Below are 17,854 nucleotides of genomic sequence, written 5' to 3'. Positions count from 1 at the left end.
AACGACATGGAACGCGATCAGGCCAGTCAGTTCATCACCGATCTTCTGCGGCTCATGCTCAGCCGCAACGGCTCAGACCTTTTCATCACGGCCGACTTCCCGCCCGCGATGAAGATCGACGGCAAGATCACGCGTGTGTCGCAGCAGCCGCTGTCGGGCCAGCACACGCTGGCGCTCACGCGTTCGGTGATGAACGACCGCCAGACGGCCGAATTCGAGCGCAGCAAGGAATGCAACTTCGCCATCTCGCCCACGGGCGTGGGGCGCTTTCGCGTGAACGCTTTCGTGCAGCAGGGCAAGGTGGGCATGGTGCTGCGGACCATCCCGGCCAAGCTGCCCACCATCGACGGCCTGAACATGCCGCAGGTGCTCAAGGACGTGGCCATGACCAAGCGCGGCCTGGTGATCCTGGTGGGCGCCACGGGCTCGGGCAAGACGACCACGCTGGCGGCCATGCTCGACTGGCGCAACGAGAACTCCTTCGGCCACATCGTGACGGTGGAAGACCCCATCGAGTTCGTGCACCCGCACAAGAACTGCGTGGTCACGCAGCGCGAAGTGGGCATCGACACCGACAGTTGGGAGGCGGCGCTGAAGAACTCGCTGCGCCAGGCGCCCGACGTGATCCTGATGGGCGAAATCCGAGACCGCGAAGCGATGGAGAACGCCGTGGCCTTCGCCGAGACGGGCCACCTGTGCATGGCCACCCTGCACGCCAACAGCGCCAACCAGGCGCTGGACCGGATCATCAACTTCTTCCCCGAGGAGCGGCGCCAGCAACTGCTGATGGACCTGTCGCTGAACCTCAAGGGCCTGATCTCGCAGCGCCTGCTGCCCACCGAGGACGGGCGTGGTCGCGCGGCGGCGGTCGAAATTCTGCTGAACACGCCGCTGATCGCCGATCTGATCTTCAAGGGCGAGGTCGGCGAGATCAAGGAGATCATGAAGAAGAGCCGCAACCTGGGCATGCAGACCTTCGACCAGGCCCTGTTCGACCTCTTCGAGCAGCACACGGTGAGCTTCGACGAGGCCATCCGCAACGCCGATTCGGCCAATGATTTGCGGCTGCAGATCAAGCTGCAGAGCCAGCGCGCGCGCACCACCGACCTGGCGGCGGGCACCGAGCACCTGACGATTGTGTGAGCACCCACCCAGGCGGTTTCGCTTCGCTCGCCGGCTGAGCGGGGCATGCGTGCATGCTTGAAGACGTTTAAGCTCGCACGCATGAGCAGCACACCCTCCTTCAATCCCAAGAGCTATTCCTCCACCTCTGCGCGCCGCGTGGCCTTTCTGGGCCTGGGCGTGATGGGCTATCCCATGGCGGCCCACCTGGCCGCTGCGGGCCACCAGGTGACGGTCTACAACCGCAATGGCGCCAAGGCCCAGGCCTGGGTGGCCGAGGCCGGCAGCGCGCACCGCGCCGCCCCCACCCCGCGCGAAGCCGCGGCCGGCGCCGAGATCGTGTTCTGCTGCGTGGGCAACGACGACGACCTGCGCTCGGTGGTGCTGGGCGACGACGGCGCCTTCGCGGGCATGGCGGCGGGTGCCATCTTCGTGGACCACACCACGGCTTCGGCCAACGTGGCGCGCGAGCTGTCGGCAGCGGCCGGGGCACGCGGGCTGCAGTTCATCGACGCCCCCGTCTCAGGCGGCCAGGCCGGCGCGCAGAACGGCGTGCTGACGGTGATGTGCGGCGGCGACGCCACAGCCTTCGAGCAGGTCAAGCCGGTGGCCGAAGCCTTTGCGCGGGCCTTCACGCTCCTGGGCGACAGCGGCGCCGGCCAGCTCGCCAAGATGGTCAATCAGATCTGCATCGCGGGCCTGGTGCAGGGCCTGTCGGAAGCCATCGCCTTTGGCCAGCGCGCCGGGCTCGACATGGAAGCCGTGCTGGCCGTCATCAGCAAGGGCGCGGCCCAGAGCTGGCAGATGGAGAACCGCGGCAAGACCATGGTCGAGGGCAAGTTCGACTTCGGCTTTGCGGTGGACTGGATGCGCAAGGACCTGGGCCTGGTGCTCGACGAGGCCAAGCGCAACGGCGCCCGCCTGCCCGTGACGGCGCTGGTGGACCAGTTCTATGCCGACGTGCAGCAGGCCGGCGGCAACCGCTTCGACACCTCGAGCCTGATCACGCGGCTGAAGTGATCTTCAAGGCGTTGAGCATCTTCTCGCAAGACGCTCAACGCCAAACGCTGAACCTCGTCTCAGCGAACCGGCGTGGTCACCACACCCGGCGTGGCGGGCGCGCTCGGGTTGACCATGGTGGGTGTGCCCGGCGCCGGCATCGGCTGCATGGGCGGCAGTGGCACATGGCCGGCCGGCGCAGGCGCGGTGCCAGGCGCCATCGCACCGGGCACCGACGAGGACTGCAGGCCCGTGGCCCCTTCCGAGGCGCCACCGCTGAACTGCGCGTCTGAAAGCACCTCCACCGCGCGCACGACCTTGACCACGCCCGAGATGCCGCGCGTGATGTCGGTGGCCCGCTCCACCTGCGGGCGCGTGGCCAGGCCCATGAGGTAGACCACGCCGCCTTCGGTCACGACCTTGAAGGAATTGCCGGGCACGTCGCGCGCGTCCAGCAGCGAGGCCTTGACCTTGCTGGTGATCCAGGCGTCGTTGGAGCGGCGCGTGATGTCCAGCGCCGGGCCCACCACCACCTCGTTGAGCACCGAGCGCACGTTGGGCACGCTGCGCACCGCTTCCTGGGCGCGCTGCTTGTCAGCCTCGCTGGCCACGGTGCCGATCATCAGCACCTGGCGGTTGAAGCTGATGGTGGTGATGTTCATGTAGTCGTTGGCGATCTCGCGGATGCGCGCGGCCGTGCGCAGCTCGATGCCCTGGTCGTCCAGTTGCGCGCCGGAGCTGCGCGGGTCGGTGGCCAGCACGCCGATGCCGGTGGCCGCTGCGCCGCCCACCACCAGCGGCACGCAGCCGGCCAGGGCGCCGAGCAGCGCCGCAGCACTGGTGATGGCCAGCGCGGCGCGCAGCGCCGGACGGGGAGTGGTTGCGATCTTGTGGCTCATGCGGAGACCTCCTGTTCACCAAGCAATTGGGCATCGACGCCATCGCACAGGCAGTGCAGCGCGATGAGATGGGCTTCATGCACGCGCGGCAGGCGCTCGTGCGGCACGCAGATGTGCACGTCGGTCTCGCGCAGGGCGCGACCCACGGCGCCGCCGGCGCCGCTGCCCACGCCGCCGGTGAGCGCGACCACGCTCATCTCGCGCTCGTGCGCCGCCTGCACCGCGGCCAGCACGGCGGCAGATTCGCCGCTGGGGCTGAGCGTCAGCAGCACGTCGCCGGCCTCGCCCAGCGCGCGCAGGGCGCGGGCAAAGGCCTGCGGATCGGCGCCCTGGCGCGTGTCGGCCTGCGGGTCATCGGTGATGCCGGCCAGCGCCAGGGCGGCCAGGCCTGGGCGTTCTCTTTCGAAGCGATTCACGAACTGCGACGCAAACTGGGCGGCCAGCAGGCCGGAAACCCCCGCGCCACAGGCCAGCACCTTGCCGCCGCTGGTCACGCAGGCCAGCAGGGCCTGCACGGCCTGCGAAAGGGGTTTGCTGAGCGCGGCGCCACCTTGGTAGAGCAGGTCGGCGCTGTCGATGAAATGCTGCTGAATACGTTGCTCAAGCATGTTGGGGGCGGATGATAGCGAGGTGCTCTGCAACAGACGGTGAGCGTTGGCAGTGCCTCCGCCATGGAGCCTGCGCGCCGCCCAAGGTTCCCGCCGGGTGGTGTTCAACCCGCATCGAAGGCCGCCTGCAGCCACTCGATCTGCCCGCCCTGCACCAGCACCACGTCGAAGCGGCAGGGCGGCGTGTGCCCCAGGCGCAGCAGAAAGTGCCGCGCGGCAAACACGATGCGGCGCTGCTTCAGGGCCGTGATGCTGGCGCCGGCCCCGCCGTGCGAGGCGCTGGAGCGCCGCCGGACCTCGACGAAGACCAGCGTGCCATCGCGGCGGCTGCGCATCACCAGGTCGATCTCGCCGCCGCCGCGCCCGGGCGTTCGATAATTGCGCGCCACCAACGCCAGGCCCGCGGCCTGCAGGTGCGCCAGCGCGGCGTCTTCAGCCGCGTCGCCCAATGTCTTGGTCGTCCTGGCGGCCGCGCCCTCACCCGGCCTCTTCATCTTCAGAAAGCCCATCGTGAATGCCCTCCCCTCGGCCGCCTCCTTCGGTGCGGCGCTGCAGGCCGCCCGCGAGGCAGCCGGCTCGCAGGATTATCCGGCGGGCGCCCTGTACATCGTGGCCACGCCCATCGGCAACCGGGCCGATATCACGCTGCGCGCGCTGCATGTGCTGCAGCTGGTCGATGCGATTGCCTGCGAGGACACCCGCCACACCCAGCAGTTGCTGCGCGCGCTGGGGCTGGAGCGCGGCGCGGCCCAGTTGATCGCCGTGCACCAGCACAACGAAAGCAGCGCCGCGCAAGGCGTCATCGAGCGCCTGCAGCGCGGCGAACGCATCGCCTACGTCAGCGATGCGGGCACGCCCGGCGTGAGCGACCCGGGCGCGCGCCTGGTCGACGCCGTGCGCGAAGCCGGGTTGCGGGTGCTGCCGCTGCCCGGCGCCAGCAGCGTGACCACGCTGGTCAGCGCCGCCGGCCTGCGCGCCGACGGGCCGCAAAGCTCGGCCTTCGTGTTCGCGGGCTTTGCGCCGGCCAAGAGCGGGGAGCGTGACGCCTTCGTCCAGGCGCTGGCCGCCGAGGCGCGCGCCGTCGTGCTGCTGGAGGCGCCGCACCGCATCGAGGCTTTGGCCCAGTCGCTGGCCGCCGCGGGCGCGCGGCGCCTGACCATCGGCCGCGAGCTGACCAAACAGTTCGAGGAAATCGCCACCGTGCCGGCGCAGGACTTCGCCGCCTGGCTGGCCGCCAGCGCGCAGCGCCGACGCGGCGAATTCGCCTTGGTGCTGCACCCGCTGCCAGCCGCCGCCGGCGCGGACGATGGCGGCATGGACGCCCAGGCTCAGCGCGTGCTGCGGCTGCTGCTGGCCGAGCTGCCGACCAAGTCGGCGGTGCGACTGGCGGCCGAGATCAGCGGCGCCTCGCGCAACGCCCTGTACGCGCTGGCCTTGCAATGGCGGGCGCAGGACGAAGGCGCCCAGGAGCCCGAGGACGCCTGAGCGCCCTCCGGCGCCGGCGCCTGGGGCCGGTCAGGGCGCCTGCGTGCGGGCCGCTTCGGCGCGGGCCGCCATCTCCTGGCGCAGCTGCTTGCGCACCTGGGCCGCGGCATGGCGGCGGCGCTCGTCCATCGAGAAGGGGCGCAGCGGCGGCACGGCCACGGGCTTGCGGGCCTCGTCCACCGCCACCATGGTGAAAAAGCAGCTGTTCACATGGCGCGCGGCCTGGGTGCGGATGTCTTCGGCCATCACCTTGATGCCCACTTCCATCGAGGAGGTGCCGGTGTAGTTGATGGAGGCCAGGAAGGTCACCAGAGAGCCGACCTTGATCGGCTCGCGGAACATCACCTGGTCCACCGACAGCGTGACCACATAGCAGCCCGAATAGCGCGCCGCGCATGCATAGGCCACCTGGTCCAGCAGCTTGAGGATGGTGCCGCCGTGCACATTGCCGGCAAAGTTGGCCGTGTCGGGCGTCATGAGCACCGTCATGGTGAGCTGGTGGGCGGGCAGATCCATGTGTTCCTCCTCAATCCTGAGGCGGCGATTGTGATGCGAATGGCGCCCTTTTCGATGCAGGGGTGCGGCCTGGCCGCCACGCAAAAAGGCCCGGACATCGTTTTCAGATGTCCGGGCCTTCTTTGGTAACTGGTCCCGCCGCCAGGAATCGAACCTGGATCTCAGCCTTCGGAGGGCCGAATTCTATCCGTTGAAATACAGCGAGAGGCACGCACCCTGAGAGCGCGTGAGCCTGCGATTATGGCCCATCGCGCGCAGGTGCGGCGTCGGTCGCGGGCTCGGCCAGGGTTTCGGCGCCTTCCGTGCCACGCACGGGCAGGCCCAGGCCGCGGATGTAGCTGCGAAAGAGCCGCTTGCCGGCCACCAGCAGCGCAAAGCTGTCGGGCGCCAGCAGCCAGTCCTGCATCAGGCCGGAGATCAGCGCGTGCAGGCCCAGCGCGGCCGTGCCGGCCGGGATGTTCATCTTCACGCGCGCCTGCACCGCGGCCAGCCGCAGCGCCTTTTCGAAGTCGTCGATGCAGGCCTGGCGGCTGCTGAAGTGGCGCTCATGCACGGCCGACATCTCCTGCGTGTACTCGACCTTGTACGAGGCGATCTCGAACACGCGCCGCACCTGCGGATCGGCCGTGGCCATGCGGAAGGCGTCCATGATGCCGCGCTCCAGCAGGGCGATCGGGTCCTGCTCGCCGGCCTCCAGCGCCGCCTGCATGCCCTCTTCCATCGGCAGGGTCACGCGCTCCATCATGGCGTTGAACAGGTCGGCCTTGTCCTTGAAGTGCCAGTAGATGGCCCCGCGCGTGGCCCCGGCCTTCTGCGCGATCTGCTGCAGGGTGGTCTGCGACACCCCCTGCGCCTGGAAAAGCAGCTCCGCCGCGTCCAGCAGACGCTGGCGCGTGGCAAATGCCTCTTCCTTGGTACGACGAACCACGGGGTCTCCTGTCTGTGTCATCAAGCGGAAATGACCACACAAAAGCCAAAGGTCATTCACCGGAGACGTTGAATATACATTCACGAATGTATGTAAACTTCTGCGTCGCTCATTACCATGGCACGCATGTCGGTCTTTCCCGGGCCGAGCGGCCGTGGCGCTGGGGCGGGGTAACGGCCCCGATTCGCCACAACAACACATCACACTGCCGAGGATCCGCATGCCTGGATTGCATGTTTCGCACCCCCCTGTTTCGCTGCGCCTGACGGCGACCGTGTCGGCCCTGAGCCTGGCCATTCTTCTTGCAGCCTGCGGCCAGAAGGACGCCGGCGGCGCTGCCGGCCCCGCTGCCGGTGGCGGCGCGCCGCCCGCGCCCGAGGTGGGCGTGGTGGTGGCCACGCCCGGCGACATCGGTCTGGTGACCGAGCTGCCCGGGCGCCTCGAGTCCTCCCGCGTGTCGCAGGTGCGCGCCCGCGCCGCCGGCATCCTGCAGGAGCGCCTGTTCCGCGAAGGCTCGGACGTCAAGGCCGGCCAGCCGCTGTTCCGCATCGATCCGGCCCCGCTGCAGGCCGCCGCGCAAAGCGCGCAGGCCAGCCTGGCGCGCTCCGAGGCCAATGCGGCCCAGGCCAAGGCGCTGGCCGACCGCTACAAGCCGCTGGTCGAAGCCAATGCCGTGAGCAAGCAGGAGTACGCGAACGCCGTCGCGTCGTGGAAGGCGGCCGAGGCCGACGTGGCCGCCGGCCGCGCCGCCGTGGCCACCGCCAAGATCAACCTGGGCTACGCCACGGTGACGGCGCCCATCTCGGGCCGCATCGGCCGTGCGCTGGTGACCGAAGGCGCGCTGGTGGGCCAGGGTGACGCCACGCAGCTGGCCACCATCCAGCAGATCAACCCGCTGTACGTGAACTTCACGCAGTCGGCCTCCGACGCGCTGCGCCTGCGCCGCGCCATGGAAGCCGGCACGCTCAAGAGCGCAGGCGCCGGTGCCGCCGAAGTGCGCATCGTGATGGAAGACGGCAGCGAGTACCCGCAGCCGGCCAAGCTGCTGTTCTCGGACCTGACGGTGGACGAGGCCACGGGCCAGGTCACCTTGCGCGCCGAGGTGCCCAATGCCAAGGGCGACCTGCTGCCGGGCCTGTATGTGCGCGTGCGCATGTCGCAGGTCCAGGCCAGCAACGCCATCGCCATTCCGCAGCAGGCCGTGACGCGCACCGAAACGGGCGACACGCTCACCGTGGTGGGCGAAGGCGGCAAGCTGGAAAAGCGCACGGTGAAGGTGACCGCCGGCCAGAACAACCGCTGGATCGTGACCGAGGGCCTGAAGGCCGGCGAGCAGGTGATGGTGGACGGCTTCCAGAAGCTGCAGATGCTGCCGCCCAACACGCCGGTGAAGCCCGTGCCCTGGACCGCACCCGGCACGGCCGCAGCACCTGCCGCCGCCGCCGCCAAGCCGGCCGAAGGCGCCGCCGCCGCGGCGCCGGCACCGGCCGCCGAGGCCCCTGCCGCCGCCCCCAAGCAATAAGCAAGAAGAAAAAGCACCGCAACAAGAGCAACCATGGCCAAGTTCTTCATCGAACGCCCGATCTTTGCGTGGGTGATCGCCCTGTTCATCATCGTGATGGGCAGCGTGTCGATCACGCAGCTGCCGATCGCGCAATACCCCCCCGTCGCCCCGCCGGCGATCCTGATCAGCGCCACCTACCCGGGCGCTTCCGCGCAGACGCTGGAAGACAGCGTGCTGTCGGTCATCGAGCGCGAAATGAACGGCGCGCCCGGCCTCATCTACATGGAGTCCACGGCGCAGGCCAACGGCACCGGCACCCTGACCGTCACCTTCGAGCAAGGCACCAACGAGGATCTGGCGCAGGTGGAGGTGCAGAACCGCCTCTCGCGCGCCACTTCGCGCCTGCCTGCGTCGGTGACGCAGCAGGGCGTGCTGGTCGAGAAGGCGCGCGAGAACTTCCTGCTGTTCGCGATGCTGAGTTCGGAGAACCCGGACTTCGACACCACGCAGCTGGGTGACTACGCCGCCCGCAACATCCAGCCCGAGCTGCAGCGCATCAAGGGCATCGGCAAGGTGCAGCTGTTCGGCTCTGAAACCGCGATGCGGGTCTGGATCGATCCGGCCAAGATGCAGGGCTTCAAGCTGTCGTCGGCCGAGGTGGCGGCCGCCATCCGCGCGCAGAACGCACAGGTGGCCTCGGGCACCATCGGCGACCTGCCCAACATCACGGGCCAGAGCATTGCGGCCACCGTCACGGTCAAGGGCCAGCTGGCCAACGTCGAGCAGTTCCGCAACATCGTGCTGCGCGCCAACGCCGATGGCTCCACCGTGCGCCTGAAGGACGTGGCCCGCGTGGAGCTGGGCGTGCAAAGCTATGCCACCTCGGCCCGCCTGAACGGCACGCCGGCCGTGGGCCTGGGCGTGCAGCTCGCCCCCACCGGCAACGCCATGGAATCGGCGCGGCTGACGCGCGCCAAGATGGAAGAGCTGTCCAAGCTCTTCCCGCAGGGCGTGAACTGGAGCATCCCCTACGACAGCTCCGAGTTCGTCGACATCTCGATCACGCAGGTCACGCACACGCTGCTGGAAGCCGTGGCGCTGGTGTTCCTGGTGATGTTCCTGTTCCTGCAGAACTGGCGCTACACCCTCATCCCGACACTGGTGGTACCCATCGCACTGCTGGGCACCATGGCGGCGCTGCTGGCCATGGGCTTCTCGATCAACGTGCTGACCATGTTCGGCATGGTGCTGGTGATCGGCATCGTGGTGGACGACGCCATCGTGGTGGTGGAGAACGTCGAGCGCATCATGAGCGAGGAAGGCCTGCCGCCCTACGAGGCGACCAAGAAGGCCATGCAGCAGATCTCCGGCGCCATCATCGGCGTGACGGTCGTGCTGATCTCGGTGTTCGTGCCGCTGGCCTTCTTCGCCGGCTCCACGGGCAACATCTACCGCCAGTTCTCGGCGGTGATGGTGACCTCGATCGCCTTCTCGGCCTTCATGGCGCTGTCGCTCACGCCGGCGCTGTGCGCCACGCTGCTCAAGCCCGTGGAAGCCGGCCATCACCATGAAAAGCGCGGCTTCTTCGGCTGGTTCAACCGCGGCTTCTCGCGCACGGCCAAGGGCTATGAGAGCGTGGTCTCGCGCATCCTCAAGCGCGCCGCCCGCTACCTGGTCATCTACGCGGCCATCATCGGTGCCGTGGTCGTGATGTACCAGCGCCTGCCCACCTCCTTCCTGCCGCAGGAAGACCAGGGCAACATCCTGGTGAACGTGCAGCTGCCCCCGGGCGCCACGCAGGAGCGGCTGACCAGCGTGATGGAACAGGTCGAGGGCTACATCCTCAAGCAGCCTGAAGTGCAGAGCATGGTCAGCGTGCTGGGCTTCTCCTTCTCGGGCCAGGGCCAGAACGCGGGCATCGGTTTCGTGACGCTGAAGAACTGGGACGAGCGCAAGGGCGCGGGCGAGGACGCCGCCTCGGTGGCCGGCCGCGCGTTCGGCGCGCTGTCGGGCATCCGCGATGCGTTCATCTACCCGCTGAACCCGCCGCCCATTCCTGAACTGGGTGCGGCCAGCGGCTTCAGTTTCCGCCTGCAGGACCGCTCGGGCCAGGGCCACCAGGCGCTGGTCAACGCCCGCAACCAGCTGCTGGGCATGGCCTCGCAGAGCAAGGTGCTCAGCCAGGTTCGCCCCGACGGCCTGGAAGACGCGCCGCAGCTGGAGATCGACATCGACCGCGACAAGGCGCAGGCGCTGGGCGTGGGCTTCGATGCCATCAACACGGCGCTGTCCACCGCGCTGGGCTCGAGCTACATCAACGACTTCCCGAACCGCGGCCGCCTGCAGCGCGTGGTGGTGCAGGCCGATGCGCCCGCCCGCATGCAGCCCGAAGACCTGCTGCAGCTCACGGCGGCCAACGCGCAGGGCCAGCCGGTGCCGCTGTCGGCCTTCGCCAGCACGCGCTGGGTGACCGGCGCGCAGCAGACCGTGCGCTACAACGGCTATCCGTCCATGCGCATCAGCGGCGATGCGGCCCCGGGCTACAGCACCGGTGCCGCCATGGCCGAGATGGAGGCCCTGGCCGCCAAGCTGCCGCCCGGCTTCGGTTTCGAATGGACCGGCCAGTCGCGCGAGGAAAAGCAGGCCGGCTCGCAGTCGATCATCCTGTACGGCTTCGCGATCCTGGCGGTGTTCCTGTGCCTGGCCGCGCTGTACGAGAGCTGGTCCATCCCGCTGTCGGTGATCCTGGTCGTGCCGCTGGGCATCATCGGGGTGCTCGCGGGCACCTTGCTGCGCGGCTACTCGAACGACGTGTACTTCCAGGTGGGCCTGATCACCATCATCGGCCTGTCGGCGAAGAACGCCATCCTGATCATCGAGTTCGCCAAGGACCTGCAGGCCCAGGGCAAGAGCGCGGTGGCCGCGGCGCTGGAAGCCGCCCACCTGCGCTTCCGCCCCATCATCATGACCTCGCTGGCCTTCGGCCTGGGCGTGGTGCCGCTGTTCATCGCGTCGGGCGCCGGCTCGGCCAGCCAGCGCGCCATCGGCACCGGCGTGATCGGCGGCATGATCACGGGCACCACCCTGGCCGTGTTCTTCGTGCCGGTGTTCTTCGTGGTGGTGCGCACGCTGTTCAAGGGCAGCAAGCGCCAGCAGGATTTGAACAAGCGTCACGCCGAAGCCGCCGGAATCGCCGAAGATCACAGCAATGCCTGAGAACGCAACCATGCGAACGTTTTCCCTTTCCTCCCTGGCGATCGCCGCGGCCCTGTTCCTCAGCGGCTGCTCGCTGATCCCCACCTACGAGCGCCCCGCCGCGCCGGTGCCCACCACCTTCCCGGGTGATCCGGCCCAGCCCGCCGGGCCGTCGGCCTCCAGCCTGCCCTGGCAGCAGTTCTTCACCGACCCGCGCCTGGCCGGGCTGATCCAGACCGCGCTGGCCAACAACCGCGACCTGCGCGTGGCCGCGCAGAACGTGGAAGTCGCGCGCGCCCAGTTCGGCGTGCAGCGTGCGGCCCTGTTCCCCACCGTGGCCCTCACGGCCGACGGCTCGCGCAGCAGCCCCAACCCGGCCCGGGCCTACAACCCCAACGCCGGCAGCGTGGCGCAGAGCTTCTCGGTCGACCTCGGCATCACGGCCTGGGAGATCGACTTCTTCGGCCGCCTGGCCAGCCTGCGCGACAACGCGCTGGCCCAGTACCTGGCCACCGAGGAGTCGCAGCGCGCCGCCCAGACCAGCCTGATCGCCGCCGTGGCCAACGGCTGGCTCACGCTGCTGGCCGACGAGGAACTGCTGGCCATCACGCGCCAGACCCTGGCCACGCGCGAGGACACGCTCAAGCTGACCAAGCTGCGCTTCGACAACGGCGTGGCCTCGGAAATCGACTTCCAGCTGGCCAATTCGCTGGCCGAAACCGCCCGCGCCACCTACGCCCAGCAGTTGCGACTGCGGCGCCAGGATGAGAACGCGCTGGCGCTGCTGGTGGGCGCCCCCATCCCCGCCAGTGCGCTGACGGGCCTGGACGGCGGCCTGGCCCGCGTGCAGCCCATGCCTGCGGTGCCCGCCGGCCTGCCTTCAGACCTGCTGACCGAGCGCCCGGACATCCGCGCGGCCGAGCAGCAACTGATCGCGGCCAACGCCAACATCGGCGCGGCGCGTGCGGCCTTCTTCCCGCGCGTGTCGCTCACCAGCACCATCGGCACGGCCAGCTCGGAGTTCTCCAACCTGTTCCACAGCGGCACCAAGGCCTGGGCCTTCGCACCCGCGGTCTCGCTGCCCATCTTCGATGCCGGCCGCAACCGGGCCAACCTCGACGTGGCACGTGCGCAGCGAGAGATCGCGGTGGCGCAGTACGAGAAGTCCATCCAGAGCGCCTTCAGCGAAGTGGCCGATGCACTGGCCGGCCGCGAGACGCTGGGCGAGCAGGCCCGCGCCCTGCAGGCCACGGCCGACGCCGAGCGCAAGCGCTTCGAGCTGTCGGACCTGCGCTACCGCAACGGCGTGGCCAGCTCGCTGGACCTGCTGGATGCGCAGCGATCGCTGTTCGCAGCCCAGCAGTCGGCCGTGCAGGTGCGCCTGCTGCAGCTGCAGAACCAGGTCCTGCTGTACAAGGCACTGGGCGGCGGCTGGAAGACCGGCGACGCGACGGCCGCACCGGCCGCCGCGCAGGCCACCCAGTCCCCCGCGTGACCCCGGCGGTCGGGATACAGTGAAAGCCCCTACAGGGGGCCTACCTATAATCGCCGCTGAGCCGAACAAGCCCCCCGATACCGAGGAAGCCATGATCGACAGCGCGCAGAACCACGCCACGGAAGAAGCCCATACCGGCCCGATCAAGAACCCGAAGCAACTGCTCACGGCAGTGTTCTTCAGTTTCATCGTCCCCATCCTGGTCATCGTCGGCCTGGTGTTCTTTGTGGTCTCCGGGCTCAAGCCCTCCGGCACCATCCAGGGCGATGGCATGGGCCTTTACGGCGTCAGCCCCGAAGCCCGCGAACGCGACACCGGACTGCGCCTGGCCAAGGTCGGCTCCATCGAGATCCGTGACGCCAACCGGCCCCTGGCCGCCGGCGAAGCCGTGTTCAAGGCGCAGTGCGTGGCCTGCCACGGCACGCCCGGCATTCCCGGCGCCCCGCACCTGAACGACGCCGCAGCCTGGGGCCCGCGCCTGGGCCAGGGCTACCAGACGCTGCTGGAGCACGCGCTCAAGGGCAAGGGCGCGATGCCGCCCCAGGGCGGCGGTGACTTCGAAGACCTGGAAATCGGCCGCGCCGTGGTCTACCTGGCCAACTCGGGTGGCGCCAAGTTCGCAGAGCCCCAACGCCCGGCCGCGGCCCCTGCCGAAGGCGCAGCAGGCCAGGCGGCCCCCGCGGCCGCAGGTGCAGCGCCCCAGGCTGCAGCACCCGCCCCGGAGCCCGCCAAGCCGGCGCAGTGAGTGCAAGGCGCCACGCCCCCTTCGGCCGGCGCCTGAACTGCAAGAAAAGAAAACCGCCTTCGGGCGGTTTTTTTCATCGCCGGGCCGCCCCAAGATGAAAAAGCACCCCCTCGGGGGGCAGCGGACCTCGCGAACTCAGCCTCCAGTCAGGCTGCAGCGCCTCGAACTGCTAGGCTTGCCGAATGCGAATCCTGCTGGTGGAAGACGACGCGGTGCTGCGCGAGGTGATGGCCCGCAGCCTGCTGGATGCGGGCCATCGCGTGGACCAGGCCGCCACAGCCGAAGAAGCCGCGCACCTGTGGCGCGTGCAGCCCGCCGACGCGGTGCTGCTGGACCTGAACCTGCCGCAGCACGCCCGCCCGGGCAGCGACACCGGCAGCGGCCTGGCCGTGTTGCGCGCAGCGCGCCAGCGCGGCGACCGCACGCCGGTGCTGGTGCTCACGGCGCGCAACCGCACCGAGGAGCGCATCGCCGGCCTGGACGCAGGCGCCGATGATTACCTGGGCAAGCCCTTCGACCTGGCCGAGGTGGAAGCGCGCCTGCGCGCGCTGGTGCGCCGTGCCACGGGTGCCGAAGACATCGCGCGCCTGGGCCGGCTGGTGCTGGACCGTCGCGCGCGCCGCTTCAGCCTGGGCGAAGAGCTGCTGGAGCTGCCCGCACGCGAGTTCGAGGTGCTGTGGGAGCTGATGAGCCCGCCCGGCCACGCCGTGAGCAAGCGCGCCCTGTCCGACAAGCTCTCGGGCTTCGACGAAGCGCTGGGCGACAACGCGCTGGAGGCTTTCGTCTCGCGCCTGCGCAAGAAGCTCGCCGGCAGCGGCGCGGCCATTCGCACCCTGCGCGGCATCGGCTACATGCTGGAGCCCGAGGCTTGAGGCCCACGCGCTCGCCGCACGACGCGCACGCGGAGGCGCCTTCGCCCATGCTGCGCGCGCGCGTGCTGCGGCATGTGATGCTGCCGCTGGGCCTGACCTGGCTGGTGGGCACGGCCGTGATGCTGGCCATCTCCAGCCATTTCACCGAACGCGCCTTCGACCGCGCATTGCTCGACGACGCGTATTCCATCGCCTCGCACGTGCGCGCGGACCCCGTCACGCACGAGGTGGGGCTGCAGCTCTCGCCGACCGAGCTGACGGCCGCGCTGTTCGATCAGGCAGAAGTGGTGCACTTCGCGGTGCTCGGGCCCGACGGACGGCGCCTGGCCGGGGCCGCGCTGCCCGACATCGCTCTGGCGCCCGGCGAGCCCCATCGCTACCGCGAGCTGATGCATGAAGGCCAGCCGGTGCGCGCGGTGGCGCTGCGCCACACCGTCGAAGGCCAGCCCTACCGCGTGCTGATCGCCCACACCACGCGCGTGCGCGGCGCGCTGGTGCAGCGGCTGCTGCTGTTTGCGGCCTTGCCGCAGCTTGCGCTGCTGGTGCTGCTGCTGCTGTGGCTGCGCCGCGGCATCGATGCCGACCTGGCCCCGCTGCACCAGTTGCAATCGAGCCTGGCGCGACGCGACGCGCGCGACCTGTCGTCCGTGCAGGTGCCGCCCTCCACGCAGGAGATCGAGCAGTTGGGCCAGACCGTCAACGCGCTGTTCGCGCGCGTGGACCATGGCGTGCGGGCGCAGCGCGAGTTCGCGGGCAATGTGGCGCATGAGCTGCGCACGCCGCTGGCCGGCATCCGCGCGCTGGCCGACTACGGCCTCACGCACCCCGACCCCGCCGTGTGGCACCAGCAGCTGCAGCAGGTGGCCGGCAGCGTGGGCCGCGCCAGCCATCTGGTGGACCAGCTGCTCGCCCTGGCGCTGGCCGACGAAGGCGAGCAGGCGCTGCACCGCGAGCGGCTGGCGCCCGCGTCGCTGCTGCGCCAGGCCGTGCTGCGGCATCTGGACAAGGCCGACCGCCAGGGCGTGGACATCGGCGCGCGCGGCGTGGACGCGCCCGAGGCCGACGCGCTGCGCATCGACACCGATGGCGCGCTGGTCGAGGCGATGCTGGACAACCTGATCGACAACGCGCTGCGCTACGGCGGCCGCATGATCACGCTGGAGCTGGCCGCCGGGCCCGCCGCCGATGAACTGGTGCTGGCCGTGATCGACGACGGCCCCGGCATTCCTGAAAGCGCCCGCCGCGCGCTGCTGCAGCGCTGGGCACAAGGGGCCGACGGGCAGCGCCTGGGCCAGGGCGCCGGCCTCGGGATGGCCATCGTGGCGCGCTATGCGCAGCTGCTGGGCGCGCGCCTGTTGCTGGAAGATGCGCCCGCGCCGGGCGGCCTGCGCGCGGCGCTGGTCTTCAGGCGTGCGCAGCCGGCCCCGGGTTGAGCGCCGCGGGGCTGCGCACGAAGCCGTACTGCGCGGGCAGCCCGGCCGCCAGCACCTCGCGCGGCTGCCAGCGGCCCTGCTCGATGGCATCGGCCGCCAGGCCCACGTCCTGCGTGTGCAGCAGGCCCACGCTGCGCGCGGCCACGAAGTACAGCCGGCCCTGCTCGTCGAGCAGGCAGTCGGTGGGCTCGGCCGCCGCGCCCGTGTGGTCCGACAGGCTGAAGTCCTCGGCCATGCGCCAGATCAAGGGCGTGGCCTCCAGCTCCACATACACGCGCTGCGGGCCGTTCTGGAAGAACCACTGGCCGGCTTCGTCGGCCTCGTAGTTGCGATGGATGAACTCGATCAGCTTGTCATGCCGCAGCAACGAGCCGCGCGCCTGCGGGAAGGGGCCGGCCGCCTGCGTGCGGTCGTCGCGCATGTACCACTGGCCCCGCGCGTCCAAGCCCAGCCAGCCATAGCAGTGGGGCACGTTGGGCCATTTGGCCAAAGCCTGTCTGACGATGTCGTCCATGGCGCGATTGTGCGCCGCCCGCTGCAGGGCGGCTGTCAGAGATGCGCCCGCAGCCAGCCGGTCACGGCCTGCGGCATGCTGCGCACATGGCCCGGCGGCCGCCCCAGGGCAAAGCCCACGTGGCCGCCATGCGCGGGCTGCCACAGCGTCACATGCGGGCCCACCTCGGTGGTGGTGGGCAGGCTGGCACCGGGCACGAAGGGGTCGTTGCGGGCGTTGAGCACCAGCGCCGGGACGCGGATGGCACGCAGGTGCGGCTTGGCCGACGCGCGGCGCCAGTAGTCCTGCACGCCCGCAAAGCCGTGCAGCGGCGCCGTGAACACATCGTCGAAGTCGTGCAGGTCGCGCGCCGCCAGCAGCCGCCCGCGGTCGAACAGCCCCGGGTGCTGCGCCAGCTTGGCCAGCGCCTTGGGCTTCATGGTGTTCAGGAACATGCGCGTGTAGACCTGCCGGTTGAAGCCCCGGCCGATGGCCGCGCCGCCTGCGGCCAGGTCCAGCGGCGCGCTGACGGCGGCCACGGCGCGCACCGTTTGCGCGGCGCTCCCGCCGGCTTCCTCGGCCCAGCGCAGCAAGGCGTTGCCGCCCAGCGAAACGCCGACGGCAAGGACCGGCGCATCGTGCCGCCTTGCGGCGAAGCGCTTCAGGATCCAGCCGATCTCTTCGTGGTCGCCCGAGTGGTAGGCCCGCGGCGCCAGGTTGATGCTGCCGCCGCAGCCGCGAAAGTGCGGCACGGCAAAGGCCATGCCGCAGGCCGCCGCCTGGGCCGCGAAGGCCAGCGCATAGTGGCTGCGCGACGAGCCCTCCAGGCCATGGAACAGCACCAGCAGCGGCGCATTGGCCGCGCCGGCCGGGGCCGGCTGCAGGTCCACGTCGATGAAGTCGCCATCGGGCGTGTCCCAGCGCTCGCGCGCATAGACCGGGGCCGGCCCTTCATGCCGGCGCGACCACAGCGCAGGCCAGATGGTCTGCAGGTTGCCGCCGGGCAGCCAGCGCGGGGTTCGGTAGTCGAGCATGTCTGGGTCTGGCGCAGCCGGGCCGCGCGCCCGGCGCCCGTCGGGTGTCAATGCAGGAAGGCGGGCGCCTCGTGGTGCGCCTCGGTGGGCTCGGCCGAGGTGCCGGGGCTGGCGTGGTGCGCCACCATGCGCCAGCCCTGCGGCGTCTTGTGATAGACGTTGGTGGCCAGCACGAAGGCGTGCTTGGGGCCCTCGGCCGTCAGCACCTCGATGCGCTCGAGCACGTTGTGCACGCTGCTGGCCAGCGATTCGATCCTGCGCACGCGCGCGGGCTGGGCGTCGATGCGGCCACCGTTGTCGAACATCTGCTCGAAGGCCGCGCGGATGGCGCCCGTGCCCACCAGGCGCGGGCCGCCGGGGTGGACGCAGAACACTTCGTCCTCGTCGGCCCAGCAGGCCATCAGCGCGTCGATGTCGCCGCGCTGCAGCGCTTCGTAGAAGGCATGTTCGATGTCGTCGGCGCTGCCGCCCAGAGCGGCCGCGCGCAGTTTGGTGCGGGTCGGCATGGGAACGGATTGTGCCTTTT

Annotated in this window: 17 protein-coding genes and 1 tRNA gene; 9 read left to right on the top strand and 9 right to left on the bottom strand. The window is 70.1% G+C overall.

The window, feature by feature from the left end; genetic code table 11:
• Positions 1-6 precede the first annotated feature (6 nt).
• Positions 7-1,143 carry a PilT/PilU family type 4a pilus ATPase gene (locus PGB34_RS21190; RefSeq protein ID WP_271430094.1) on the top strand — a complete coding sequence of 379 codons (1,137 nt, stop codon included), beginning with the start codon at positions 7-9 and terminating at the stop codon, positions 1,141-1,143.
• Between the two features lie 81 nt (positions 1,144-1,224).
• Complete coding sequence (locus tag PGB34_RS21185; RefSeq protein ID WP_271430093.1) at positions 1,225-2,142, top strand: NAD(P)-dependent oxidoreductase; 918 nt, start codon at positions 1,225-1,227, stop codon at positions 2,140-2,142.
• Positions 2,143-2,201: 59 nt separating this feature from the next.
• Here PGB34_RS21185 and PGB34_RS21180 read toward each other — a convergent pair whose 3' ends face one another.
• The 3 genes from PGB34_RS21180 to PGB34_RS21170 all read right to left on the bottom strand — a co-directional run bounded on the left by PGB34_RS21180 (position 2,202) and on the right by PGB34_RS21170 (position 4,137).
• A complete protein-coding gene (locus tag PGB34_RS21180) occupies positions 2,202-3,020 on the bottom strand; it encodes a BON domain-containing protein (RefSeq protein WP_271430092.1) in 819 nt (272 codons plus the stop codon).
• Positions 3,017-3,628, bottom strand: coding sequence for an SIS domain-containing protein (locus PGB34_RS21175; RefSeq protein ID WP_271430091.1), 612 nt, complete (start codon positions 3,626-3,628; stop codon positions 3,017-3,019). Before PGB34_RS21175 ends, PGB34_RS21180 begins: the two co-directional genes overlap by 4 nt.
• 104 nt (positions 3,629-3,732) lie before the next feature.
• Positions 3,733-4,137 (bottom strand): YraN family protein, encoded by a 405-nt coding sequence (locus PGB34_RS21170; protein ID WP_271430090.1) that lies wholly within the window; start codon positions 4,135-4,137, stop codon positions 3,733-3,735.
• A gap of 1 nt (position 4,138) precedes the next feature.
• On the opposite strand from PGB34_RS21170, the gene rsmI reads away from it, so the two are divergent.
• Positions 4,139-5,113 carry a 16S rRNA (cytidine(1402)-2'-O)-methyltransferase gene (gene rsmI, locus PGB34_RS21165; protein WP_271430089.1) on the top strand — a complete coding sequence of 325 codons (975 nt, stop codon included), beginning with the start codon at positions 4,139-4,141 and terminating at the stop codon, positions 5,111-5,113.
• 30 nt (positions 5,114-5,143) lie between these two features.
• Here rsmI and PGB34_RS21160 read toward each other — a convergent pair whose 3' ends face one another.
• The 3 genes from PGB34_RS21160 to PGB34_RS21150 all read right to left on the bottom strand — a co-directional run bounded on the left by PGB34_RS21160 (position 5,144) and on the right by PGB34_RS21150 (position 6,557).
• The gene (locus PGB34_RS21160) at positions 5,144-5,629 is read right to left on the bottom strand and encodes an acyl-CoA thioesterase (protein WP_271430088.1); all 486 of its coding nucleotides are present in this window, start codon (positions 5,627-5,629) and stop codon (positions 5,144-5,146) included.
• A 130-nt stretch (positions 5,630-5,759) separates the two neighbouring features.
• Positions 5,760-5,834, bottom strand: a tRNA-Arg gene (locus PGB34_RS21155).
• Between the two features lie 33 nt (positions 5,835-5,867).
• Positions 5,868-6,557: a TetR family transcriptional regulator gene (locus PGB34_RS21150; protein WP_271430087.1), complete on the bottom strand. Its 690-nt coding sequence runs from the start codon at positions 6,555-6,557 to the stop codon at positions 5,868-5,870.
• A gap of 220 nt (positions 6,558-6,777) precedes the next feature.
• Between PGB34_RS21150 and PGB34_RS21145 the strand changes: the two genes are divergently transcribed.
• The 6 genes from PGB34_RS21145 (at position 6,778) to PGB34_RS21120 (ending at position 15,801) form a co-directional block, all read left to right on the top strand.
• Positions 6,778-8,079 carry an efflux RND transporter periplasmic adaptor subunit gene (locus PGB34_RS21145; protein WP_271430086.1) on the top strand — a complete coding sequence of 434 codons (1,302 nt, stop codon included), beginning with the start codon at positions 6,778-6,780 and terminating at the stop codon, positions 8,077-8,079.
• A gap of 33 nt (positions 8,080-8,112) precedes the next feature.
• The gene (locus PGB34_RS21140) at positions 8,113-11,277 is read left to right on the top strand and encodes an efflux RND transporter permease subunit (protein WP_271430085.1); all 3,165 of its coding nucleotides are present in this window, start codon (positions 8,113-8,115) and stop codon (positions 11,275-11,277) included.
• 10 nt (positions 11,278-11,287) lie between these two features.
• The gene (locus tag PGB34_RS21135) at positions 11,288-12,751 is read left to right on the top strand and encodes an efflux transporter outer membrane subunit (RefSeq protein WP_271430084.1); all 1,464 of its coding nucleotides are present in this window, start codon (positions 11,288-11,290) and stop codon (positions 12,749-12,751) included.
• 91 nt (positions 12,752-12,842) lie between these two features.
• Positions 12,843-13,496, top strand: coding sequence for a c-type cytochrome (locus tag PGB34_RS21130; RefSeq protein ID WP_271430083.1), 654 nt, complete (start codon positions 12,843-12,845; stop codon positions 13,494-13,496).
• 182 nt (positions 13,497-13,678) lie between these two features.
• The gene (locus tag PGB34_RS21125; protein WP_271430082.1) at positions 13,679-14,368 is read left to right on the top strand and encodes a response regulator transcription factor; all 690 of its coding nucleotides are present in this window, start codon (positions 13,679-13,681) and stop codon (positions 14,366-14,368) included.
• The gene (locus tag PGB34_RS21120) at positions 14,365-15,801 is read left to right on the top strand and encodes a sensor histidine kinase (RefSeq protein WP_271430081.1); all 1,437 of its coding nucleotides are present in this window, start codon (positions 14,365-14,367) and stop codon (positions 15,799-15,801) included. The genes PGB34_RS21125 and PGB34_RS21120 overlap by 4 nt, the downstream gene beginning before the upstream one ends.
• On the opposite strand, the gene PGB34_RS21115 is transcribed toward PGB34_RS21120, so the two are convergent.
• The 3 genes from PGB34_RS21115 to PGB34_RS21105 are packed head-to-tail and all read right to left on the bottom strand — an operon-like array spanning position 15,773 to position 17,834.
• The gene (locus tag PGB34_RS21115) at positions 15,773-16,315 is read right to left on the bottom strand and encodes a DUF2946 family protein (RefSeq protein WP_271430080.1); all 543 of its coding nucleotides are present in this window, start codon (positions 16,313-16,315) and stop codon (positions 15,773-15,775) included. The two genes, PGB34_RS21120 and PGB34_RS21115, sit on opposite strands and share 29 nt — an antisense overlap.
• Before the next feature lie 35 nt (positions 16,316-16,350).
• Entirely contained in the window at positions 16,351-17,328 is a 978-nt protein-coding gene (locus tag PGB34_RS21110) for a YheT family hydrolase (protein ID WP_271430079.1), read from the bottom strand.
• 47 nt (positions 17,329-17,375) lie between these two features.
• A complete protein-coding gene (locus tag PGB34_RS21105; protein ID WP_271430078.1) occupies positions 17,376-17,834 on the bottom strand; it encodes a YybH family protein in 459 nt (152 codons plus the stop codon).
• Positions 17,835-17,854 lie beyond the last annotated feature (20 nt).

The sequence above is a fragment of the Xenophilus arseniciresistens genome (assembly GCF_028023875.1).
In the GTDB taxonomy this organism is placed as follows: domain Bacteria; phylum Pseudomonadota; class Gammaproteobacteria; order Burkholderiales; family Burkholderiaceae_C; genus Xenophilus; species Xenophilus arseniciresistens.
Note: the sequence above shows the minus strand (reverse complement) of the source record. Positions and strands in the feature narration are given on the sequence as shown.

What these genes read in the sequence shown, in the direction of transcription:
- PGB34_RS21190 (WP_271430094.1), top strand. Translation starts at nt 7, where the DNA reads ATGGAACGCGATCAGGCCAGTCAGTTCATCACCGATCTTCTGCGGCTC.
- PGB34_RS21185 (WP_271430093.1), top strand. Translation starts at nt 1,225, where the DNA reads ATGAGCAGCACACCCTCCTTCAATCCCAAGAGCTATTCCTCCACCTCT.
- PGB34_RS21180 (WP_271430092.1), bottom strand. Translation starts at nt 3,020, where the DNA reads ATGAGCCACAAGATCGCAACCACTCCCCGTCCGGCGCTGCGCGCCGCG.
- PGB34_RS21175 (WP_271430091.1), bottom strand. Translation starts at nt 3,628, where the DNA reads ATGCTTGAGCAACGTATTCAGCAGCATTTCATCGACAGCGCCGACCTG.
- PGB34_RS21170 (WP_271430090.1), bottom strand. Translation starts at nt 4,137, where the DNA reads ATGGGCTTTCTGAAGATGAAGAGGCCGGGTGAGGGCGCGGCCGCCAGG.
- PGB34_RS21160 (WP_271430088.1), bottom strand. Translation starts at nt 5,629, where the DNA reads ATGGATCTGCCCGCCCACCAGCTCACCATGACGGTGCTCATGACGCCC.
- PGB34_RS21145 (WP_271430086.1), top strand. Translation starts at nt 6,778, where the DNA reads ATGCCTGGATTGCATGTTTCGCACCCCCCTGTTTCGCTGCGCCTGACG.
- PGB34_RS21140 (WP_271430085.1), top strand. Translation starts at nt 8,113, where the DNA reads ATGGCCAAGTTCTTCATCGAACGCCCGATCTTTGCGTGGGTGATCGCC.
- PGB34_RS21135 (WP_271430084.1), top strand. Translation starts at nt 11,288, where the DNA reads ATGCGAACGTTTTCCCTTTCCTCCCTGGCGATCGCCGCGGCCCTGTTC.
- PGB34_RS21130 (WP_271430083.1), top strand. Translation starts at nt 12,843, where the DNA reads ATGATCGACAGCGCGCAGAACCACGCCACGGAAGAAGCCCATACCGGC.
- PGB34_RS21125 (WP_271430082.1), top strand. Translation starts at nt 13,679, where the DNA reads ATGCGAATCCTGCTGGTGGAAGACGACGCGGTGCTGCGCGAGGTGATG.
- PGB34_RS21115 (WP_271430080.1), bottom strand. Translation starts at nt 16,315, where the DNA reads ATGGACGACATCGTCAGACAGGCTTTGGCCAAATGGCCCAACGTGCCC.
- PGB34_RS21110 (WP_271430079.1), bottom strand. Translation starts at nt 17,328, where the DNA reads ATGCTCGACTACCGAACCCCGCGCTGGCTGCCCGGCGGCAACCTGCAG.
- PGB34_RS21105 (WP_271430078.1), bottom strand. Translation starts at nt 17,834, where the DNA reads ATGCCGACCCGCACCAAACTGCGCGCGGCCGCTCTGGGCGGCAGCGCC.